Genomic DNA, 18,532 nt, shown 5'->3' on the forward strand with positions numbered 1-18,532 from the left:
CCCGGCAGACGCGGATGCCGCCTTTTTTGCCGGGAGCGGTCCCGGAAAGGCCCCGGGGCGGGAGCCGGAATGGCGGACCATCGTGACGATGCGGAAGGAACCGACATGGACGATACGCTGGTGCCCGGCGCATGGGTGCGCCTCCCGACCCGACCGGACTGGGGGCTGGGGCAGGTCCAGTCCGCCATCCGAAACCGCGTGACGGTGAACTTCGAGCATGCGGGCAAGGTGCTGGTGGATACCGACGTCGTCTCCCTCACCATCGTCGACCCGGACGAGATCTGACCGGTTCGGCCCGGGCGGCTCGGCGGGCCGTTGAAGCCGACGGTCGCAATCTGCTTTTATGCAGGCCTGACGATGATCGCGGGGCACCGGAACCGGCAGCCCCGCCAACGACCGGGAGGGGTTCCACCATGAAGGCCATGTTCCTCGGGTTCGCCGCCGCCGCGCTGATCGCGGCCGGCGCCGCCGTCGTGCTGAACGGCCTGGATGCCAGCAGCGCCGCCCGCTTCTCCACCCCGGCCGTCCGCCTCTGACCGGCGGCCTGCGGCGCGACACAGCTTCGCAGGAGGCGCGAACACGTCTTCCCGCCATTCCACCTCGGGTATAGGATTGGGTCCGTCCGCACCACACCGCAGGGGAGGCGGCAGTGGTCTCGCGCCTGAAATGGGGAACCGGGCTGTTCGGTGTCCTGCTGATCGTCGGCTTGAACGCCATGATCGGCTACGACCTGATGCGCGAGCATCGCGCCCTGCTCGCGACGGCCAAGCACGAGACGGAAAACCTGACGCTCGTGCTCGAGCGGCATGCCACCGACAGCTTCGCCGGAGTTGCCAAGATCCTCTCCGGCATCGCGGAGGTGCTGGCCGTCCGCAGCGACAGCCAGGACCGCGGCGATCCGGAGGTCCTGGCCCTGCTGCGCCGTCAGCTCGCCCTGTCGCCGCTGACGCGGGCGCTTCTGGTGGTGTCGCCCGAGGGACGGCTGATCCACGACAGCGAAACGGACAGCCCGGTCGACCTCGACCTCTCCGACCGCGACTATGTCATGGCGCACCGCGACCGGCCGGCGCCGGGCGTCCATCTCGGCATTCCCGTCAAGGGACGGACGTCCGGCACCTGGTTCATCAGCATGAGCCTGCGCCTGACGGCACCGGACGGACGGTTCGCCGGCGTCGTGGTGGCGGTGGTCGAACCGGCCGCCTTCCGCAGCTTCTACGAGACGCTGGCGCTCGACCACGACGCGGTGGTCACGCTCTACCACGCCGACGGGCCGGTGGTGGCCCGCTTCCCCGATCATGAAACCTTCATCGGCCGCTCGGCCCGCCACCTCCCGCTTTTCACCGCCCTGCTGAAGGAGGCCAAGGCGGGGACGGAGAGCCTGGACGCGCCGGGCGACGGCCCCCGCCGGATATTCAGCTACCGGGCGTCGTCCGGCGTGCCGCTGGTCGTCACCGTTTCGTTGTCGCGCGACGCCGTGCTGGCCCCCTGGCGGCAGAAGACCGAGACCGCCCTGTTGGTCGGCGCGGGAGGCAGCGCCATGCTGGCCCTGCTGACCGCCCTGCTGCTGCGCGAGATCGGGCGGCGCGAGAACATGCTCGCCAGCCTGCAGGAGAGCGAACGGGCCCTGCGGGCAAGCCAGTCCCGCCTGATCCAGGACATCGCCGCCCGCCACCGCGCCGAAGCCGAACTGATCGCGGCCAAGCAGGCGTCGGATGCGGCGAATCAGGCGAAGACCCAGTTCCTCGCCAACATGAGCCACGAGCTGCGGACCCCGCTGAACGCGGTGATCGGCTTTGCGGAGGCGCTGGAGAGCGGCATCTTCGGTCCCATGACCGGCAAGCAGACGGAATATGTCGCCGACATCCGCCGCTCCGGCCAGCATCTGCTGTCCCTGATCAACGACATCCTCGACACGACCAAGATCGAGTCGGGGAAATACGTCCTCCACGAAGACCTGCTGGACCTCTCCGACATCGTCGCCCAATGCGTCCGGCAGGTGGAGCCGCTGGCCCACGAGAAGGGAATAGCCCTGCTGTCCAGCCTGCCGCGGGACCTGCCGCCGCTGTTCGCCGACGAGCGGGCCCTGCGGCAGATCCTGCTGAATCTTCTGTCGAACGCCGTGAAGTTCACGCCTCCCGGCGGGCGGACCGAAGTGGCTGCCGCGGTGACGCGGGCCGGGATGCGCCTGCGCGTCTCCGACACCGGCATCGGCATCGCCGAAAGCGACCTGGACCGGGTGATGGAGCCCTTCCATCAGGTGGACAACTCGCACACCCGCCGCTATCCCGGCACCGGGCTGGGGCTTCCTCTCGTCCGGGCGCTGGTCGATCTCATGGGCGGCGCCTTCACCCTGACCAGCCGGGTCGGCAAGGGAACCACCGCGACGATCCTGTTCCCGGCGGAGCGGTTGCGCAGCATCGAGTCCGTCCTGACCGCCGCCATGTCGGTCGGCTGAGGGGACGGCAGGGCAATGCCTGCGCCGGGATGCGTGGCCGTCAGGGCGCCGGCAAGGCGAACATGACGAGATACGTCCGCTGCAGCGGGCTGCCGTTGTCGTCGGAGATCAGGTAGACCAGCGTTTCGCCCGCCGGGTCCTGGCGAACCGCGATTCCTTCGAAGTTGTCGTTCATCATCGGCGGCTCCAGCCTGGCGAGCTCTTTGCCGTTGACCGTTCCGCCGGGCCGCAGGGCCGGGGCGGCGACACGGACGATGCGCGATCCCCAACCGCCGATCAGCGAGAAGCGGCGCTCCAGCACCAGCAGCCCGCCATCGGGAAGGGCGGCGGCACCGGCGGGACGGAACTGCGGCGCCGAGCGGTAGGTGAGTTGCTCCCAATCCTGTCGCCCGGGCGGAGAGGCGGCGTCGAAGCGCTTCTTCGATACCCAGAGCCGGTGTTCCTGCCGGGCCGCTTCCTCCCCCTCCTCGATCGCGAGGAGCCGCCCGTCGGCCAGGATGGTCACGGCTTCCAGCCCGCCGTTGCGCGGGGCGGTCTCGGCGGCGTCCAGCGGCATCTCGATGCGCAGCGGCTTGCCGGCCGGCCCGTCCGGCCCTTCTCCATAATGGAGGAAGCGGTGGTCCCGCTCGAACGACACCAGCCAGCCGCCGCCGGCTGCGTCCGGGATCCGCACCAGTTCCTCCGCGTCGGTCCGGCGTCCCTTCCGGCTGGTTCCCTCATCGATCGGCAGCGGTCGCGAGGACACGCTCCGCGCGTCGGCAAGCCGTCCAGCGCTGTCGTAGGCGAGACCGCCGGCAGCCACCGTCCCGGAATCGCCGATGGCGACGAACCGGCTGCCGTCCGGCGCCACCCACAGGCCGGACAGCCCGACGACGCCCTGCACGCCGGTCAGGTCCAGCGCGCCGCGGAACTGCAGGCTTCCCACCGTTTCCGCAGCCGGACGCTCGCGATCGAGCGGAACCCGGGACACGGATGGGGACGGGCGCATCTCCTGCACGCCGGCCGCACAGCCTCCCGCCGCCACCAGGAGGAGCAGGAGGTTGAAGAAAATGGATCGCTTCGCCATGCGCACCTTGTGCCACGGCGCCCGGCGTCGGGGAACGGGAATTCCGCGCCATCCCACCCCGGTAACCCGACCGGTCGCTGCGGCCCGGCGGATGCCGTCGGAAGGTGCCGGACCGCAGGTACCGGCACCGCCGGACCTTCCGCTTAGGCGAACGGGGGTAATCCGTCAGAAACCGTTTTGGAGCGCCTCCAAGCGCCTAGATTGGTCCTGTTCCTGAATGACCGCGCCTGCCAGCGAAAGCCGAGACCCGAGCGATGCCGATGCCTATGCGGCCCAGTGTGACCACACTTCCCCCGGACCGCCCCGCCACGGGCGCGGCCCCGGCCGCTCCCGAAGACCGGCTCGTCGCCCGGATCCAAGAGCTGGAAGCGGAGCTGCGCGAGTTGCAGCATCGGGCGAAGAACAGCCTGCAACTGGTTATCAGTCTTCTGAAATTGCAGGCCGGCCGGATCCGCGATCCCGATGCGCGGGCCGCCTACGAGCAGACGATGCTGCGCATCGAGGCGCTGGCGATCCTCTATCGCCAGCTCCACGAAACCGGCTCCGGCACCCATGTCGACCTCGGCCGCTATGTCGAGGCGCTGTGCGAGGCGGTCCAGCAGGGAACGCCCGGGGCCGCGGCGAATGTCCCGATCACCGTTACCTCGGAAGCGGTACAGGTCGGACTCTACGAGGCGATGCCGCTCGGCCTCATCATCGCGGAGCTGGTGACCAACAGCCTCCAGCATGCCTTTCCCGACAATGGCTGGATCCAGGTGACGGTGGCGAATCAGGCGAACGGCCGGGCGCGCCTGACCGTGGAGGACAATGGCCGCGCCCTGCCGGCCGGCTTCGACACCACGGCCGAGGACGGGTTGATGCTGGCCGAGGCGCTGGCGGCCCAGCTCGGCGACACGCTCTCCACCGACAGCGACGCTGCCGGAACGACCGCCAGCGTCAGCTTTCCGATCTGACCGCGCAGGCCCTGCCCGGTCAGCCCCGCCGCTCCGCAGGCTCCTCGTCATGGTCGTGATGATCGTGCGGGTGGTGGACCGGTTCGGCCGGCTTGACCGTGCCGGCGAACCAGTCGCGGATCGCCTGCAGCGGGTCGTGCTCCGACGTGACCACAGGCTCGATCCCGCGCCGCTTCATGTGGGCGACGAAGCCGCCGCCGGAGGACCCGGTGATGATCACCTGCACCTCGTCGATCGGATGAGGCCGGCCATCGCCGAAATGATGCAGCACCTCGTCCGGAGCCAGATCGAGTCGCTTCACCTCGATGGGCTCGGCCCCCGCTTCCGCCTCGAAGACGAGGAAGCGGCGGGTACGGCCGCCATGGGTGGCGATGCTGCGGAAATCCTGCGTGCCGACGGCGATCCTCATGAGGGCCCTCCCTGCTGGTTGCGGAGTCTGACTCTGGCACCCGCGCAGGAAGGGCCGCACTGAGCGATGTCAATCGCGTACCGCGACGGTCCGGGCCGGACCGCTCAGATCCAGCTGTCGTCCCCACCGCCGTCGCCACCATCGAAGCCGGGATCCGACCCCGGATCGTCCGACTGGTAGCCGGCATCCTGCACGCCCGCCCCCTGGTCGTAGCTGACGTCATGGGTCGGGGCGCCGCCCTGGGCGCCGCTGTCGCCATAGAAGTTGTTGATGATCGTCTCACCGCCCGCCGCCGCATGGCTGGCGCCGGCCGCGGCCTCCCCGAAGGGACCGGGCGAGTGACTGAGCATGGAGGAGATGGCGCTGGCGGCCAGCATGCCGCCGGCCACGCCGGCAGCGGTCTGCGCGGCGCCGGCCAGGAAGCCGCCGCCCCGGGCGGGCTGCCCGCCCATCATCTGGGGCGCATAGCCCGGCTGATAACCCGGCTGCCCGTAGGCCGGCTGCCCGAAGCCGGGAGGAGGCGCCCCCCAGGGCCCGCGCTGCGCCGGCTGAGGCTGCTGCGGAAGCTGCTGCGGCTCGGGCGCGCGGGCGCCGCCCCAGGGGCTGCGGCCGAGGCCGAGCGCACCGGACAGGAAGCTGCCGCCGGAGGGTTGGGGTGTCTGCTGGCTGCGGCTCTCCGCCTCCTTCAGCTTCCGCTCGAGCTCCTCGATCCGCTGCTGGGCGGCGGTCAGCGCCTGCTGCTGCACCAGCACGGTCTGCGCCATGTAGTAGGACGCCAGCGGCTGGGCCTGGACCAGTTGCCGGATCAGCGCTTCGGCCTCCTGGTCGCGGGGCTGGGACTCCACCTCACGCAGGTGGCGGAAGAGATCGGTGAGGAGGTTACGTTCCTCGGGCGTCATCTGAATCTCCTGAGCGCATCTGATCGGGCGCCCCATGAATGTGGCGTCGCTCCCCCCGGATAAACAAGACCCCGCTGCCGGTGTGCCGGTCCGGTGCAGCTTCCGGCGGTTTCGGCGCCTGCGCCGGGTAATAGGACCCCGCGGTTCGTCTGACAGACTTTCCGTTCGTTGCGTAAACAGGGTCGTGTCTATACTATTTTCCAATGCTCGTTCCGGACGGTCCTGCCCGGTCGGGACGAGCATCAGCCGAAAAGGCATCAGCCGAAAGGGCGTCAGCCGAAGGGGCGTTTTTGCCGAGTCTCCTGGCGGCGCCTCCGGAACAACAGGGAGGGAGGATCGCCATGACCATGGTCTTGTCCATGCCGGATCACTGCCTCGACCGCCGCACCGGCGACCTGACGCCGGACGAGATCGCCGTCATCGCCCTGCACGAGCACCTGACCCTGACCGAAGCCGACCAGCGCGGCCATGCCATGCTGCGCGAGCCCTGGGGACACGCGGCGCTGCGGCAGATGGTGTGGGACGTCCTGCTCGACGCCCGGCGGCGCGGCGACGAGACGGAGATGGAACGTCTCTCCCGCCTCTTCCGCCAGACCTGCCTGCGCTTCCCCAATCCCTACGACCGGCGTCACTCGCCAACCCGGGAACGGCATCCCTTCCCCTACGGCGGTTCCCTCTGACGCGGCTCCGCTTCCCGAAGCTCGGGACGGGTGGCGCTCCTGCCGTTCCGGCGAAGCGGAACGACATAGGGTGGTTATGGCCATTCCTCCCCCGCCCTATACCTTTGACGGGAGAGATTTCGTCCGGCAATTGTCGCACAGTGCTGGCGCGTCGGCGATGGGACCGGAAGCATGGGGAATGAAGCACCGGGCATGGTGGATTTGACCGACCTGGAACGGGATGCCCTGACGGAACTGGTGAACATGGGTGTCAGCCGCGCGGCGACCCATCTCAGCCGCATGGTGTCCGACCAGGTGTTGCTGTCGGTTCCATCCGTCGGGATCGTGACCCTGGAGGAGGCGACGAGCTTCCTGTCGACCAGGGAACGCACCGGCCTCGTCGCGGTGGAGCAGGATTTCCGCGGCTCCTTCGCCGGGCGCGCCCTCCTGATCTTTCCGGAGACCAACAGCCTGGAACTGGTCCGCGCCGTGCTCGGCGCCGACCTGACCCTGGCCGAGATCGTCGATCTGGAGCAGGACGCGCTGGCGGAGATCGGCAACATCATCCTGAACGGCTGTCTGGTCGTCATCGCCGACACGCTGAAGGACCGGCTGAGCATCTCGCTGCCCAGCGTCCTGCGCGGCGACAGCCCGGCGATCCTGAAGGACAAGGACGGAAACTCCAGCGCGCTCGTGCTATTCCTCTACATCGATTTCATGATCCGCAGCCGGAGCATCCGGGGATACATCGCCTTGCTGATGGGCGTCTCCTCCCTCGAATCTCTCAAGTCCCTGATCCATGGCTTCATCGCCAGCATCGAGTCCGGAACGCCGCATGGGTCCGATCCAGTTTGAGCCGCCGGGCTGGGCCGAGGGTGTGCTGAACGCGCTCGACGCCGGAATCGTCCTGCTCGACCGCCATGGGCAGGTGCAGTTCTGGAACGGGTGGATGGAGCGGGCCTCGGGCATGGCGGCGCGCACCGTCCTCGGCCACGACCTGTTCGACGTCCTGCCCAACCTGCGCGAATCGCGGCTGCACACGGCGGTGCGGGACGTGCTGGCGACCGGCGCGCCCAGCATCCTGTCCCATACCCTGAACCCGATGCTGTTCCCGCTGCGCTACCCGGACGGGCGGCGGATGGTGCACAACGCGCTGGTCGGACCCCTGCCGGGCGACGGGCCGTCGCGCTGCATGATCCAGATCACCGACGTCACCGCGGCTGTGAACCGCGAACGGGTGCTGCGCGAACAGCGCGATGCCCGCTATCGCGCCATCGTCGACACGGCCCCGGACGCCATCGTCACCACCGACACCCGCGGCACGATCCAGTGGATGAACGGCGCCGCCGCCCGCCATTTCGACTATCGCCCGGAGGAGCTGATCGGCGAGAACGTCCGCGTCCTGCTGGGCGAGGATTCGCCGGATTGGGTCGAGCTGTCGGAACTCGGCAGCCATGCCGGCGGCTCGGTGGAGGCGATGGAGCTGGGCGGACGGCGCCGCGACGGCACGCGCATCGACCTGGAACTGTCGATGGCCCGCTGGATGTCGGAGGGGCGGAGCTTCATCACCGGCATCCTGCGCGACGTGAGCGAACGGCGGCGCACCCGCGACGAGCTGCGCGCCAACGCCCTGGCCATGCGCCAGCTCGCCGAACAGACCAAGGCGACGCTCGACGCGCTGCCCGCCTTCATCGCGGTGCTCGACCGCACCGGCCGCATCGTCTCGGTCAACCGCGCCTGGGCCGAAGCGGGGCCCGAGGCCGGCTTCCTCGGCCAGGGCTCCATGGTCGGGGAAGACTATCTGGCGACCTGCGGCCGGGCGGCCGAACACAGCCTGCAGGCCCGGGCGGCGGCGGCGGAACTGCGGACGATGCTCGACGACGGTCCGGCGCCGCGCTCGATCGAATATGCCGGCCGGTCCGAGGCCGGGCAGCACTGGTACCGCTGTCTGGCGGCGCCGATGCCGAGCGGACCGTTCGGCGGCACCGTGCTGATGCACATCGACATCACCGAGATCAAGTCGATGGAGGCGGCGCTGCGCAAGCTGGTGGACCAGAAATCCACCCTGCTGCGCGAGGTCAACCACCGGGTGAAGAACAGCCTGCAGCTCGTGTCCAGCCTGCTGACCCTGCAGACGCTGAGCCTGCCGGACCCGGCCATGCGCCCGCACTTCCAGGAGGCGCGCAGCCGCATCGAGGCGATCGCCCGCGTCCACAACCGGCTCTATCAGGCCGACCAGTTCCAGTCGATCGAGTTCGGCACCTATCTGAACGAGCTGTGCAGCGACCTCGCCCGGGCCTCGGGCACCGAGGAAACCTGCTCGATCGCCATCCGGTCGGACGTGGTGGACCTGCCCATCGACATGGCGGCCCCGCTGGGGCTGATCGCCAACGAGCTGATCACCAACGCCATCAAGCATCGCGGTGGGCGGAAGGCGGAGATGTCGGTGGAGTTCCTGCGCCACGGCGACCAGGTGGAGCTGACCGTCGCCGACCAGGGGCCGGGTCTGCCGCCGGGATTCGACATGCGCAAGACCCGCAGCCTCGGCATGAGGCTGATCACCAGCCTCGCCGGTCAGGTCCGCGCCACCGTCGAGATCGTGCCGGTCGAGCGCGGCACCTGTTTCAGAATCATCGTGCCCTTGCCCGACACCGAGGGTCAGGGCGAGGCAGTCTCGGCAGCGGAGTCCCATCCATGAGGATCCTGCTGGTGGAGGACGAGATCCTCATCGCCATGGAACAGCGCTTCTACCTGGAGGCCATCGGCGACGACGTGTTCGGTCCGGCGGCCACCACCACCGAAGCCGTGGAGATGGCACTGGCGATCAAGCCCGACCTCGCACTGGTCGATATCCATCTGGCCCAGGGCAACAGCGGGCTCGACGTGGCGGACTCGCTCGGTGCGCTCGGCATTCCCAGCCTGTTCATCACCTCCTTCAGGGAGGAGGTGAAGCCCGGCCGCAGCTTCACCATCGGCTGCCTGCCCAAGCCCTTTACCGAGCGCTCCCTGCTGGGCGCCGTGGAGGTCGCGCGCGCGGTCCTCTCCGGACGCCCTCCAGGCCGGGTTCCGGAAACGATGGAACTGTTCGAGCCACCGCCGCTCAGCCGAGCAGGGGTGCCACCCAGCGTCTGAGGAAGTCCTCTTCCGGCCCGGCCGCCACCTGGGGGCGGACCGCCAGCAGGACCTGCAGCAGCGAGGTATGGAGCGCGGTGCAGCCCGACAGATCCACCCGCGCACCCGGCGTCGCCTCCAGCCACTCCAGCAGCGGCAGGGCCTCTTCCGCCGCGCAGGCGCCGTCGAACCGGGCCGTCGCGTCCTCGAACCGGATCGCCATCACAGAAGCTCCCTCGGATTGAGGACAAGGAGAAGGCGTCCGTCGCCCAGCACCGCCGTGCCGCTGTAGCCGCGCAGGCCGCGCAGCACCCCGGTCATCGGCCGCAGCACGACGTCCGCCCGCTCGCGGAAGCCGTCCACCACCAGGCCCGCCGTCGCCCCGCCGAGGTCGAGCAGCAGAACCGCCTCGGCCTGCCGGTCGCGGCCGTCCTCGGCGAAGCCGAGCAGACGGCGCAGACGCCACACCGGCACGACCTCGTCGCGCAGGACGATGCTCTCGGCATGTTTCACGCAACGGATGTCGCTGCCGGGGATGCGCGCCATGCCGCCGACCAGCGTGACCGGAATGCCGAACAGCTCGCCCGCCGTCTCCACCACCAGGACGCGGGTGATGCTCATGGTCAGCGGCAGGACCAGCCGGATCCGCGTGCCCTCGCCAGGGGTGGAGGCGATCTCCACCCGGCCGCCCGTCCGTTCGACGGTGGAGCGGACGACGTCCATGCCGACCCCGCGGCCGGAAAGTTCCGACACGGTCGCCGAAGTGCTGAAGCCGGGGGCGAAGACCAGCCGCAGCGCCTCGGCCTCGCTCATCGCCTCCGCGGTTGCCGCGTCGACGATGCCCTTGGCGACGGCCGACCGGCGGATGGTGGCGGCGTCGATCCCGGCGCCGTCGTCGGCCACCTCCACCACCACCCCGTCCCTCTCCTGCGTCGCCTGCACCCGGATGGTGCCGGTCTCCGGCTTGCCGGCGGCGCGGCGGCGGTCGGGCGTCTCGATCCCGTGGTCCAGGCTGTTGCGGACGAGATGGAGCAGCGGTTCGCCCAGCGCGTCCAGGATATCCTTGTCGGCTTCCGTCTCGCCCCCCGCGATAAGGAGATCCACCGGCTTGCCGAGCCGCCGGGCGGTGTCGCGCACCAGCCGCGGCAACGGCTCCAGCACACGGGACAGCGGCAGCATCCGCAGGCGCAGGACGGCGTGCTGCAGGTCCCCCACCAGCCCGTCGATGCGCGCCGCGACGTCGCGGATCGCCTGGGCGAGCGTCTCGTCCGCCGCCTGCCGGGCGAGCGGCGGCAGGGCGGCGCGGGCCACGGCGAGTTCGCCGACGACCCCCATCAGGCTGTCCATCCGCTCCGGCTCGACCCTCAGCGCACGGCGGGCGGACTGCACCGGGGCGGCGGGGGGCGGTGCAACGATCCGGTCGATCAGCGCGCCCAGGGCCTCGGGACCGTCCGGCACCGCCTCCGCGCGGCCGAGCGAGGACAGGATCGCCCTGACGGCACGGACGACGGCGGCCCGTCGGGCATCCTGCTCCGCCTCCGGTCCCGGCAGGGACAGGATGCGCGCCTGCTCGCGCAGCATCGCCTGGGCCAGCCCCTCCGGCGCGGTGGAGGCGACCGGCTTGGCCAACGGCTCCAGGGCGATCGCGGCGGCCTCGATCTGGTCGGGGGAGGTCCGGAAGACCGCGGCCACGGCCTCGACCGGCGCGGTGCTCAACGCATGGAAACGCAGCGCGCAGCGATAGGGATCGAACTCGGCGGAAGCCGGCCAGGGGCCGGTCGGCTCGATCAGCAGAAGCCGCAGATCGGGAATGCGGCGGCACAGCGCCAGGGGATCGTCGCCATTGAAGAAGCAGTCCGGATCCGGTCGGTAGGACAGCGCCGTGCCGGACCAGGCACCTTCCAGCCCGGCCCTGCGCCGGTCGGCCTCGCTCAGCCGCTCCACCCACCCCGGCGCGGCGGAGGAGGCCCCCGCCGGCCCCGCACCGCCCGACAGGCGCACGGCGAGGGCCTGCGCCGCGGCGGCGGCATCGTCGGGCAGCGCCCCCGTTTCCTCCAGCCCGTCGAGCCAGCGCGCGGCCTGATCGATCGCCTGGAACAGCAGGTCGGCGAGTTCCGCCGTCATCCGGCCGCGCCCGTCGCGCACCGCCATCAGCGCGTCTTCACCGGCATGGACCAGCCGCGTGAAGGGGGCGAGGTCGAACAGGCCGGTAGCGCCCTTCAGCGTGTGGAAGGCACGGAACAGGTCATGGACGGCGGCGGCGTCACCGGGATCGCGCTCCGCCCGCAGCAGAGCGGCGCCGGCGCTCTCCAGGAGCTCCCGCGCCTCGACCAGGAACTGGGCGAACAGGGCGCTCACCGGGGACGCTCCGTCAGCGGACGGCCGGTCAGCAGGCGGGCGGCGGCCGTGAGGTCTTCCGGCCGCACCGGCTTCACGAAGTACCAGTTGGCGCCGGCCAGCAGCGCCTGCTCGCGGTCGCTGTCCTTCGCCTCGGTGCTGACGACCACGGCTGGGACGTCGCGCAGGTCCGGCTCCCGGCGCACCGCGCGCAGCATGGAGAATCCGTCCATCTTCTGCATGTTGACGTCCACGATCAGCAGGTCGGGCGGTGCGGCCAGCGCGTGTTCCAGCCCGTCGAGTCCGTTGACCGCCTCGTCCACCGCGAATCCGTCGCCTTCCAGCACGGCCCGGCTGTAGGCCCGCACGGTCGCGGCATCGTCCACCACGAGGACCCGCGGTCTGGCGCCGGTATCGGTCATTTCGCCCTCGGCTTCTGATAGAGGATCGCGTCGGGGAACCGGCGCGGGATGTAGAGGGAGGACATGCGGCTCATGCTTTCCGAATGGCCGAGAGCGATGAAACCGCAGGGGGCGAGCGCGTCGAAGAACATTGCCGCCGCCTCGCGGCGCCCCAAATCGTCGAAGTAGATCAGAAGGTTGCGACAGAATATCACGTCGATGTCGCGGAACGGCCGCACATCCTCCGGCTCGACGATGTTGATCCGGGAGAAGTCGATGGACTCCCGCAGCTCCTGCATGATCTGCCAGCGGCCGGACCCGACCGGGCTGAAGTATTTCTCTCTCAGTTCGGCGGGCAGCATCTGAAGTGCGCGTTCTTCATAGACACCTTCCTGCGCCCGGGCCAGCACCTTGGAGTCGATGTCGGAAGCGTACAACTCGATCTCGTAGTCGTCCACCTTGCTCCAATATTCCAGCAGCATGATGGCGATCGAATAGGGCTCCTCCCCGGTCGAGCAGCCGGCCGACCAGATCCGCAGCCGCTCCCCCTTCGGCCTGCCCTGCACCACCTCGTCCAGCACATCGTGAACCAAACAGTCGAACTGGTACTTCTCGCGGAAGAAATAGGTCTCGTTCACCGTCATCAGGTTGACGAGGGTCTGCAACTCCTCGCCGGAGGCCTGGAAGCGCAACAGGTTCAGGTAGTCGGGGAAGCGCTCCACCCCCGCCGCCGCCATGCGGGCCGCCACCCGCCGGTCGACATAGTAGCGCTTGGCCTCGGTATAGGAGAGGCCGGTCCGGTCCCGCAGGAAGTCGCAGAACTCGGCGTAGTCCTGCGGGGTCAGGCCGGGAGGAGCATCCTCGGGAGAAATCGCCATGCGGCCCGTCACCTGTCCACGAACCGGCGCCGCGCCGAGGCGACGGAAAAGGTGACGAAGGGGTCGCCGGGGAAGCGGGCCTCCAGCCCTTCCAGCGCCGGAAGGACCTCCGGATGGCCGGTCTCCAGCAGAGCTTCCACAACCGCCAGGCACACGTTGATGTCCGGATCCCGCTGCAGGACGCCGGTCAGCCAATCGAACCGCTCCGCCACCGGAAGGCGCCCGACGAGAAGGGCGGCGAAGATGCGCAGGTCCGGGTCGGAGGAGTCGAGCAGCGGCCGGACCGCCGGAGCCGCCACCTCCCCGGGCATCTGCTGCAGGCTTTCGGCGACGGCGTTGCGCAGGCCTGCATCCTCGCTGTCGAGCAGCGGCACCAGGGCCGCGGCGGCCTCCGCCGTTCCCAGCCGGGCGAGAGCCGTCAGGACGACCTCCCGCACGCTCGGGTCGTCCTCCTGCGGCAACCGGCCGGCCAGCGCCCCGGCGCCGTCGGCCCGCCCGGCCAGCGCCAGGGCGGCACGGCGGCGGACGGCCGGATCGGCATCGGCGAGCCCGGCGACGGGATCGACGCCGGCCCCGGTGTCCTGACGGGCCGACGCATCCTTCTTCGGTTTCACGAGTGCCATCGCCGTCTTCCCTTTCCGTTCACGCCGTGCCGTCGGTGCCGATCCAGCGCAGAAGCTGCCCGGCGACCTTCTCGGAGGGCAGCACCAGATCGGCGCCGTCCCGGCGGATCAATTCCTGCGGCATGCCGAAGACGACCGCGCTCTCCTCGGATTCGGCGATGGTGCGGCCGCCCAGGCGGTGCAGCGTCGCCATCGTCTCCGCCCCGTCATAGCCCATGCCGGTCAGCAGGACCCCGACCAGACGCCCGGCCGGCAGGAGACGCAAGGCGCTCTCCACCAGCACGTCGACGTTGGGGTGCCAGGGCTTGCCCTCGACCGGCGGAATCGGCGTGGCGATCAGCCGCCCGCCGCGCCGCGCCACCTGCAGATCCGCCCCGCCACGCGCGATGTAGACCGTGCCGGGCTCGATGGGCATCGCCCGCTCCGCCTCCACCACCCGCAGCGCGCAGATGTCGTCGAGCCGCCGCGCCAGCGTGCCGGTAAAGGAGGCCGGCATGTGCTGGGCGACCAGGACGGGCCAGGCGAATCCGGCGGGCAGGGCCGGCAGGATCTCCTCCAGCGTGCCGGGGCCGCCGGTGGACACGCCGACCAGCACCAGACCCTCGACGGTTCCCAGGGAATTCTGACGCGGGGGCGCAGGGGCCGCGACCTCATCGGCCGGAGTCACGAAATCCTCGCCGGCGATGCGGGCGCGGGCGAGCCGCAGACGCTCGCGCAGCCCGCGGGTGCGGCGCGGACGCGAGGTGGCCGCCGCCCGCACCGTCTCGACCAGAGCGTCGGCGATGGCGGTCAGCCCGCCGGTTCCGGGCTTCTGCACCGCCTCGACGGCACCGAGCCGCAGCGCCTCCAGCGTTTCCTCCGCCCCCTCGCCGGTGAGGGCGGAGACCATGACGACCGGCTTGGGGTGCTCCACCATGATGCGGCCGAGACAGGTCAGACCGTCCATGCCCGGCATCGTCACGTCGAGGGTCACCACGTCCGGGTCGAACACCGGCAGGCTGGCGAGCGCCTGGGCACCGGTGGCCGCGGTTTCCACGGTGAAGCCGGCCTCCGTCAGGATCCCGGCGATCCGCCGGCGCATCAGGGCGGAATCATCGACCACCAGAACCTTGGTCATTCCCATCCGCCGTCGTCACTTGGCCGGAAGGAGGGCGGCGAGGCGCTCCATGTCCAGCAGCTCGGCCGGGTCCATCAGCAGGATCATCCGCCGCCCGCCGCCGGCCTCCTCCAGCGTCGCGACACGGCGGATCAGGCGATGCTGTGCCTGCGACACCGCCGGGGCCGGCCCGATGGCCCGGTCGGGGATGCGCTGCAGTCCGGCAAGGCCATCCACCAGCAGCCCGGCCCGCGCTTCGCCGGAGGCGACCACCACCACCCGGCCGCGGTCGCCCTGCCCGACCGCCTGCGGCAGATGGAGCAGCCGGCGCTGGTCGATCAGCGGCACGACGGCCCCGCGCAGCGTCACCACCCCGGCGACGAATTCCGGAGCGTTCGGCAGCGGCGTCGGCGCATCCGGCCGGCGCAGCACCTCCTGCACCGCCGCGACCGGCAGGCCGTACTCCGCCCCGGCCAGCCGGAAGACCAGCACGCTCTCGCTCCGCTCCGTTGCGCCCGCCGGCGCCGGCTGGCTCATCGCCGTCTCCTCCTGCCCACCCGCCAGAGCAACGCCGTGCCGGAACAGCCGTTCCGCCGACAGCAGGGAAACGAGACGACGCCCGCCGTCCGCCCTGACGATGCCGTCGAGATCCTCGAACTCCGCCTCCCGTGCCAGCAGCGGCGGCACCGGGTCGATGCGCGCCCGCTCGATGCGCAGAAGCTCCCGCACATCGTCGACCAGAAGGCCGACCGGCTCCTCGCGGCCGGTCGCGGCGTCGCGGGTCCGGGCGACGACCACCCGCCGTCCGCCCCCGTTCACCTTGCCGCCATCGGCCCCGTCGCCATCCCTCCCGTCGTCCAGGGCGAACAGCGCCCGCAGGGCGACCAGCGGCAGCAGCCCGTCCCGCAGCGTCATCACTCCCAGCAGATGCGCCCCGGCCCTCGGCAGGCGCGTAACACCGGCCGGAGCCGGCACGACCTCCGCCACCCGGTCGACCGGCAGGGCGAACTCCTGTCCGCCGACCTGGAAGACCAGCAGCCCCACCTCGTCCACCGCCGCCCTGACTGCCGCCCCGGCCGCCGGACCGGCCGCGACCACCGGCACGGCGTCGCCGCCGTCGCTGCGGGCGAGGTCGCGGAACTGGCGGTCGATGACGGTCCCGGCATCGAGCAGCATCAGCGGCGGCGCCCGCAGCATCCCCGACAGAAGCTCAGGGTCCAGCCCGCTCTCCACCCCCGGGTCCACCGGATCGACGGTATCGGCGGGGACGGCGACCAGCCCGGCCATCCGGTCGACCAGAAGCCCGACCGCCTGCCCGCCATGGCGGACGATCACGACCCGGGCAGCGGTTCCGCGGCCCGCCGTGGCCGCTTCCGCCTCCAGCCCCATCGCCCGCGCAAGGTCGAGCACCGGGATCGCCAGTCCCTGGCGCTGGGCGAGCCCCTCGAGGGCCGGCGGCCCCAGCGGGATGCGGACCAGCGCCGGCGGTCGCACCACCTCCAGCACGTCCGGCAACGGCAGGGCGAAGCCGAAGCCGCCGGCGGTGAAGGTCACCAGCCGCAGCTCGCCGTCCGTCTCTTCGGCCTGGTCAGCCATGGTCGGGCCTCCTGCGGCGCTGTTCAGCTTCCACCCAGCAGCTCGTCGGCCATGGCGGCGATCTCCTCGATCGCGGAGGCCAGCTCCTCCGCGCCCTTGGCCTGCTCGCGCGCGGCCTTGGCGGCCTCGCCGGCGGCAAGGTTGGCGGCGGACGCGGACGAGGCGACCTGATCGACGCCCTTCTGGACCTCCTGCACGGCGCCGCCGATCTCGGTGGCGGCATCGGCGATCTGACGGCTGCCCTCCGCGACGGCCTGCAGGTCCTGGACGGCGGTGGCGAGCGTCACGGCGAGGCTGCGGTGGCGGGCCGCCTCCTGCCCGGCGGCGGCGGCGATCTCCTCCATGTCGCGGCGGACGCGCACCACCTGGTCCTGCAGGGTCCGGACGATGTCCTTGACCTTCTCCGCGCTCTCGCCGCTGTCGCGGGCCAGGTTGCGGATGTCGTTGCTGACCACGGTGAAGCCGCGGCCGTAGTCGCCGGCCCGCGCCGCCTCGATCGATCCGCTGACCGCCAGCATGCCGGTCTGGATCGACACGACGGTGATGGCGTCCACCACCTTGTCGATCCGCCGCCCGACACGGTCGAGGGAATCGAGCTGCGCCACCGTCGCGCGGGCGGCCTCGACCGAGCCGAGCACGCCGACGGAAAGCTGGCCGACATTCTCGTGCGTCTCGCCCAGCAAGGCGGTCATCGCGGCGCAGCGGGACGACGCCTCGTCCGCACGGGTCCGGCTGAGGTGGGCGCCCGCCTCGATCTCGGCGACGGCGGAGGTGAGCTGCTGGGTAGCCGCGCTCTGGGAGCGGGCACCGGCGGCGATCTGGTTGATCGCGATCATGATCTGCGCGGCGGCGCGGTTGATCTCCTCGATGGTCGCCGACAGCTCCTCCGCGGCGGAGGCCAGCTCCTCCGCCGTCGCCCGGACATTGGCGGTCGCCTCCAGCTCGTCGGCCACGTTGGACATCTGGGCGGCGGCCTGCTCGCTCTCGGCCAGCGCCTCGGCCTGCTGGCCGACGGTCTTCAACGCCTCCTCGCTGGCGGCCGACTGCTCCTCGGCGGCGGCGGCGATGGCCTCGGCCCCCCTCAGCGCCTCGCGGGCGGCGAGGTCGGCCTCGGCCGCCGCACGGATCGTCTCCTGAGCGCCACGCACGATGGCGGCCATGTCGACGCGCACCGACTCCAGGCGCTGGGCCACCTCGCGCCCGCGGGCGACCTCCGCCTGGGCCGATTGGGCCGATCCGACGATGCCCGCGGCGATCCGGCCGACCGCCTCCTGGATCTCGGCGACCATGGCCTGGATTTCACCGGCACTGCGCTCCGACCGTTCGGCCAGCGCCTGCACCTCGTCGGCGACGACGGCGAAGCCCTTGCCGACATCGCCGGCACGGGCCGCCTCGATGGCGGCGTTCAGGGCCAGCAGGTTGGTCTGGTCGGCGATGGCCGCCACCCCCTGGACGGTCGCCCCGATCTCCGCCGCATGGCGTTCCAGGTCGCGCACCAGGGCCACCGCGGCGTCCTGGCGCTCGGCCGCCTGGACGATGCCGTCGACGGAGGCGAGAATCTGTGCCGTCACGTCCTTCACGATGATCTGCAGCGCCTCGACCCGGGCGACCGACCGCTCGGCATTGTCCCTGGCGCCGCCGATGAGGGCGGCGGCGCGGCCGATCATCCGCTGCGACTGCTGGGTGGCGCCGGCGGCCTCCTCGGCGCCGGAAGCGATCTGCTCCATCGCCTTGCGCAGTTCCTCGGCGGCGGCAGCGGCCTCGGCAACGCCGCTCGCCAGCTCGCTGGAGGCGGCGGCGACCCCCTGGGCCGCCTTGCGCCGGCGGTCGCTGGCACGGGCCCGGCGCTGCTGCGCGGCGGAGGCGGTGCCGCCGCCCCGGGCTCCCCCGATGGCCTTGCCGTTGTTCGCCGGAGCGTCGAGGTCCGGCCCCTCCGCCCCGGCCGCCGCCTTTTCCACCGCAAGTGCCGAGGCGATCTGCTTCTTCTTGATCAGTGCCATGCCCTGTCGCGCTCCCCTGTATGCGCCCGCACCTTCGTTCCCAGGTCCG

19 protein-coding genes are annotated in these 18,532 nt (G+C 71.1%); 8 read left to right on the top strand and 11 right to left on the bottom strand.

Annotation, left to right across the window (positions count from 1 at the left end; all coding sequences use genetic code 11):
• The first annotated feature begins 105 nt into the window (after positions 1-105).
• From DEW08_RS24940 to DEW08_RS24945, 3 genes are all read left to right on the top strand, one after another.
• Positions 106-285, top strand: a complete 180-nt coding sequence (locus DEW08_RS24940) for a DUF3553 domain-containing protein (protein WP_109332275.1) — start codon at positions 106-108, stop codon at positions 283-285.
• A gap of 128 nt (positions 286-413) precedes the next feature.
• Positions 414-536 carry a hypothetical protein gene (locus DEW08_RS33350; protein WP_281262077.1) on the top strand — a complete coding sequence of 41 codons (123 nt, stop codon included), beginning with the start codon at positions 414-416 and terminating at the stop codon, positions 534-536.
• Between the two features lie 113 nt (positions 537-649).
• Positions 650-2,455 (top strand): sensor histidine kinase, encoded by a 1,806-nt coding sequence (locus tag DEW08_RS24945; RefSeq protein ID WP_245986975.1) that lies wholly within the window; start codon positions 650-652, stop codon positions 2,453-2,455.
• Between the two features lie 40 nt (positions 2,456-2,495).
• Here DEW08_RS24945 and DEW08_RS24950 read toward each other — a convergent pair whose 3' ends face one another.
• Positions 2,496-3,521, bottom strand: coding sequence for an esterase-like activity of phytase family protein (locus tag DEW08_RS24950; RefSeq protein WP_109332276.1), 1,026 nt, complete (start codon positions 3,519-3,521; stop codon positions 2,496-2,498).
• Positions 3,522-3,799: 278 nt separating this feature from the next.
• On the opposite strand from DEW08_RS24950, the gene DEW08_RS24955 reads away from it, so the two are divergent.
• Positions 3,800-4,474 (top strand): sensor histidine kinase, encoded by a 675-nt coding sequence (locus DEW08_RS24955; protein WP_245986976.1) that lies wholly within the window; start codon positions 3,800-3,802, stop codon positions 4,472-4,474.
• Positions 4,475-4,493: 19 nt separating this feature from the next.
• Here the strand turns inward: DEW08_RS24955 and DEW08_RS24960 are convergent, their stop codons facing one another.
• Both DEW08_RS24960 and DEW08_RS24965 read right to left on the bottom strand, forming a co-directional pair.
• Positions 4,494-4,883, bottom strand: coding sequence for a NifB/NifX family molybdenum-iron cluster-binding protein (locus DEW08_RS24960; protein ID WP_109332281.1), 390 nt, complete (start codon positions 4,881-4,883; stop codon positions 4,494-4,496).
• Between the two features lie 104 nt (positions 4,884-4,987).
• Positions 4,988-5,782: a DUF2076 domain-containing protein gene (locus DEW08_RS24965; RefSeq protein WP_109332282.1), complete on the bottom strand. Its 795-nt coding sequence runs from the start codon at positions 5,780-5,782 to the stop codon at positions 4,988-4,990.
• 341 nt (positions 5,783-6,123) lie between these two features.
• Between DEW08_RS24965 and DEW08_RS24970 the strand changes: the two genes are divergently transcribed.
• The 4 genes from DEW08_RS24970 to DEW08_RS24985 all read left to right on the top strand — a co-directional run bounded on the left by DEW08_RS24970 (position 6,124) and on the right by DEW08_RS24985 (position 9,573).
• Positions 6,124-6,462, top strand: a complete 339-nt coding sequence (locus DEW08_RS24970; protein ID WP_109332290.1) for a hypothetical protein — start codon at positions 6,124-6,126, stop codon at positions 6,460-6,462.
• Positions 6,463-6,654: 192 nt separating this feature from the next.
• Positions 6,655-7,296 (top strand): chemotaxis protein CheC, encoded by a 642-nt coding sequence (locus DEW08_RS24975; RefSeq protein WP_109332291.1) that lies wholly within the window; start codon positions 6,655-6,657, stop codon positions 7,294-7,296.
• Positions 7,277-9,139, top strand: a complete 1,863-nt coding sequence (locus tag DEW08_RS24980) for a sensor histidine kinase (RefSeq protein ID WP_109332292.1) — start codon at positions 7,277-7,279, stop codon at positions 9,137-9,139. The genes DEW08_RS24975 and DEW08_RS24980 overlap by 20 nt, the downstream gene beginning before the upstream one ends.
• Positions 9,136-9,573, top strand: coding sequence for a response regulator (locus DEW08_RS24985; RefSeq protein ID WP_109332293.1), 438 nt, complete (start codon positions 9,136-9,138; stop codon positions 9,571-9,573). Before DEW08_RS24980 ends, DEW08_RS24985 begins: the two co-directional genes overlap by 4 nt.
• On the opposite strand, the gene DEW08_RS24990 is transcribed toward DEW08_RS24985, so the two are convergent.
• The 8 genes from DEW08_RS24990 to DEW08_RS25025 are packed head-to-tail and all read right to left on the bottom strand — an operon-like array spanning position 9,542 to position 18,483.
• On the bottom strand, positions 9,542-9,775 hold the full coding sequence (locus DEW08_RS24990) for a hypothetical protein (RefSeq protein WP_109332294.1): 234 nt from the start codon (positions 9,773-9,775) through the stop codon (positions 9,542-9,544). The two genes, DEW08_RS24985 and DEW08_RS24990, sit on opposite strands and share 32 nt — an antisense overlap.
• On the bottom strand, positions 9,775-11,910 hold the full coding sequence (locus tag DEW08_RS24995; RefSeq protein WP_109332295.1) for a chemotaxis protein CheA: 2,136 nt from the start codon (positions 11,908-11,910) through the stop codon (positions 9,775-9,777). Before DEW08_RS24995 ends, DEW08_RS24990 begins: the two co-directional genes overlap by 1 nt.
• Positions 11,907-12,311: a response regulator gene (locus DEW08_RS25000; RefSeq protein WP_109332296.1), complete on the bottom strand. Its 405-nt coding sequence runs from the start codon at positions 12,309-12,311 to the stop codon at positions 11,907-11,909. The genes DEW08_RS24995 and DEW08_RS25000 overlap by 4 nt, the downstream gene beginning before the upstream one ends.
• Positions 12,308-13,168 carry a CheR family methyltransferase gene (locus DEW08_RS25005; RefSeq protein WP_109332297.1) on the bottom strand — a complete coding sequence of 287 codons (861 nt, stop codon included), beginning with the start codon at positions 13,166-13,168 and terminating at the stop codon, positions 12,308-12,310. Before DEW08_RS25005 ends, DEW08_RS25000 begins: the two co-directional genes overlap by 4 nt.
• An 8-nt stretch (positions 13,169-13,176) precedes the next feature.
• Positions 13,177-13,791, bottom strand: coding sequence for a HEAT repeat domain-containing protein (locus DEW08_RS25010; RefSeq protein WP_109332298.1), 615 nt, complete (start codon positions 13,789-13,791; stop codon positions 13,177-13,179).
• Positions 13,792-13,810: 19 nt separating this feature from the next.
• On the bottom strand, positions 13,811-14,908 hold the full coding sequence (cheB, locus tag DEW08_RS25015; protein WP_109332299.1) for a chemotaxis-specific protein-glutamate methyltransferase CheB: 1,098 nt from the start codon (positions 14,906-14,908) through the stop codon (positions 13,811-13,813).
• 15 nt (positions 14,909-14,923) lie between these two features.
• Complete coding sequence (locus DEW08_RS25020; RefSeq protein ID WP_109332301.1) at positions 14,924-16,483, bottom strand: chemotaxis protein CheW; 1,560 nt, start codon at positions 16,481-16,483, stop codon at positions 14,924-14,926.
• A gap of 23 nt (positions 16,484-16,506) precedes the next feature.
• A complete protein-coding gene (locus DEW08_RS25025; protein ID WP_109332302.1) occupies positions 16,507-18,483 on the bottom strand; it encodes a methyl-accepting chemotaxis protein in 1,977 nt (658 codons plus the stop codon).
• Positions 18,484-18,532: the final 49 nt, after the last annotated feature.

This window comes from Azospirillum thermophilum (assembly GCF_003130795.1).
In the GTDB taxonomy this organism is placed as follows: domain Bacteria; phylum Pseudomonadota; class Alphaproteobacteria; order Azospirillales; family Azospirillaceae; genus Azospirillum; species Azospirillum thermophilum.

What these genes read in the sequence shown, in the direction of transcription:
- DEW08_RS24940 (WP_109332275.1), top strand. Translation starts at nt 106, where the DNA reads ATGGACGATACGCTGGTGCCCGGCGCATGGGTGCGCCTCCCGACCCGA.
- DEW08_RS33350 (WP_281262077.1), top strand. Translation starts at nt 414, where the DNA reads ATGAAGGCCATGTTCCTCGGGTTCGCCGCCGCCGCGCTGATCGCGGCC.
- DEW08_RS24950 (WP_109332276.1), bottom strand. Translation starts at nt 3,521, where the DNA reads ATGGCGAAGCGATCCATTTTCTTCAACCTCCTGCTCCTCCTGGTGGCG.
- DEW08_RS24960 (WP_109332281.1), bottom strand. Translation starts at nt 4,883, where the DNA reads ATGAGGATCGCCGTCGGCACGCAGGATTTCCGCAGCATCGCCACCCAT.
- DEW08_RS24965 (WP_109332282.1), bottom strand. Translation starts at nt 5,782, where the DNA reads ATGACGCCCGAGGAACGTAACCTCCTCACCGATCTCTTCCGCCACCTG.
- DEW08_RS24970 (WP_109332290.1), top strand. Translation starts at nt 6,124, where the DNA reads ATGACCATGGTCTTGTCCATGCCGGATCACTGCCTCGACCGCCGCACC.
- DEW08_RS24975 (WP_109332291.1), top strand. Translation starts at nt 6,655, where the DNA reads ATGGTGGATTTGACCGACCTGGAACGGGATGCCCTGACGGAACTGGTG.
- DEW08_RS24980 (WP_109332292.1), top strand. Translation starts at nt 7,277, where the DNA reads ATGGGTCCGATCCAGTTTGAGCCGCCGGGCTGGGCCGAGGGTGTGCTG.
- DEW08_RS24985 (WP_109332293.1), top strand. Translation starts at nt 9,136, where the DNA reads ATGAGGATCCTGCTGGTGGAGGACGAGATCCTCATCGCCATGGAACAG.
- DEW08_RS24990 (WP_109332294.1), bottom strand. Translation starts at nt 9,775, where the DNA reads ATGGCGATCCGGTTCGAGGACGCGACGGCCCGGTTCGACGGCGCCTGC.
- DEW08_RS25000 (WP_109332296.1), bottom strand. Translation starts at nt 12,311, where the DNA reads ATGACCGATACCGGCGCCAGACCGCGGGTCCTCGTGGTGGACGATGCC.
- DEW08_RS25005 (WP_109332297.1), bottom strand. Translation starts at nt 13,168, where the DNA reads ATGGCGATTTCTCCCGAGGATGCTCCTCCCGGCCTGACCCCGCAGGAC.
- DEW08_RS25010 (WP_109332298.1), bottom strand. Translation starts at nt 13,791, where the DNA reads ATGGCACTCGTGAAACCGAAGAAGGATGCGTCGGCCCGTCAGGACACC.
- cheB (WP_109332299.1), bottom strand. Translation starts at nt 14,908, where the DNA reads ATGACCAAGGTTCTGGTGGTCGATGATTCCGCCCTGATGCGCCGGCGG.
- DEW08_RS25020 (WP_109332301.1), bottom strand. Translation starts at nt 16,483, where the DNA reads ATGGCTGACCAGGCCGAAGAGACGGACGGCGAGCTGCGGCTGGTGACC.
- DEW08_RS25025 (WP_109332302.1), bottom strand. Translation starts at nt 18,483, where the DNA reads ATGGCACTGATCAAGAAGAAGCAGATCGCCTCGGCACTTGCGGTGGAA.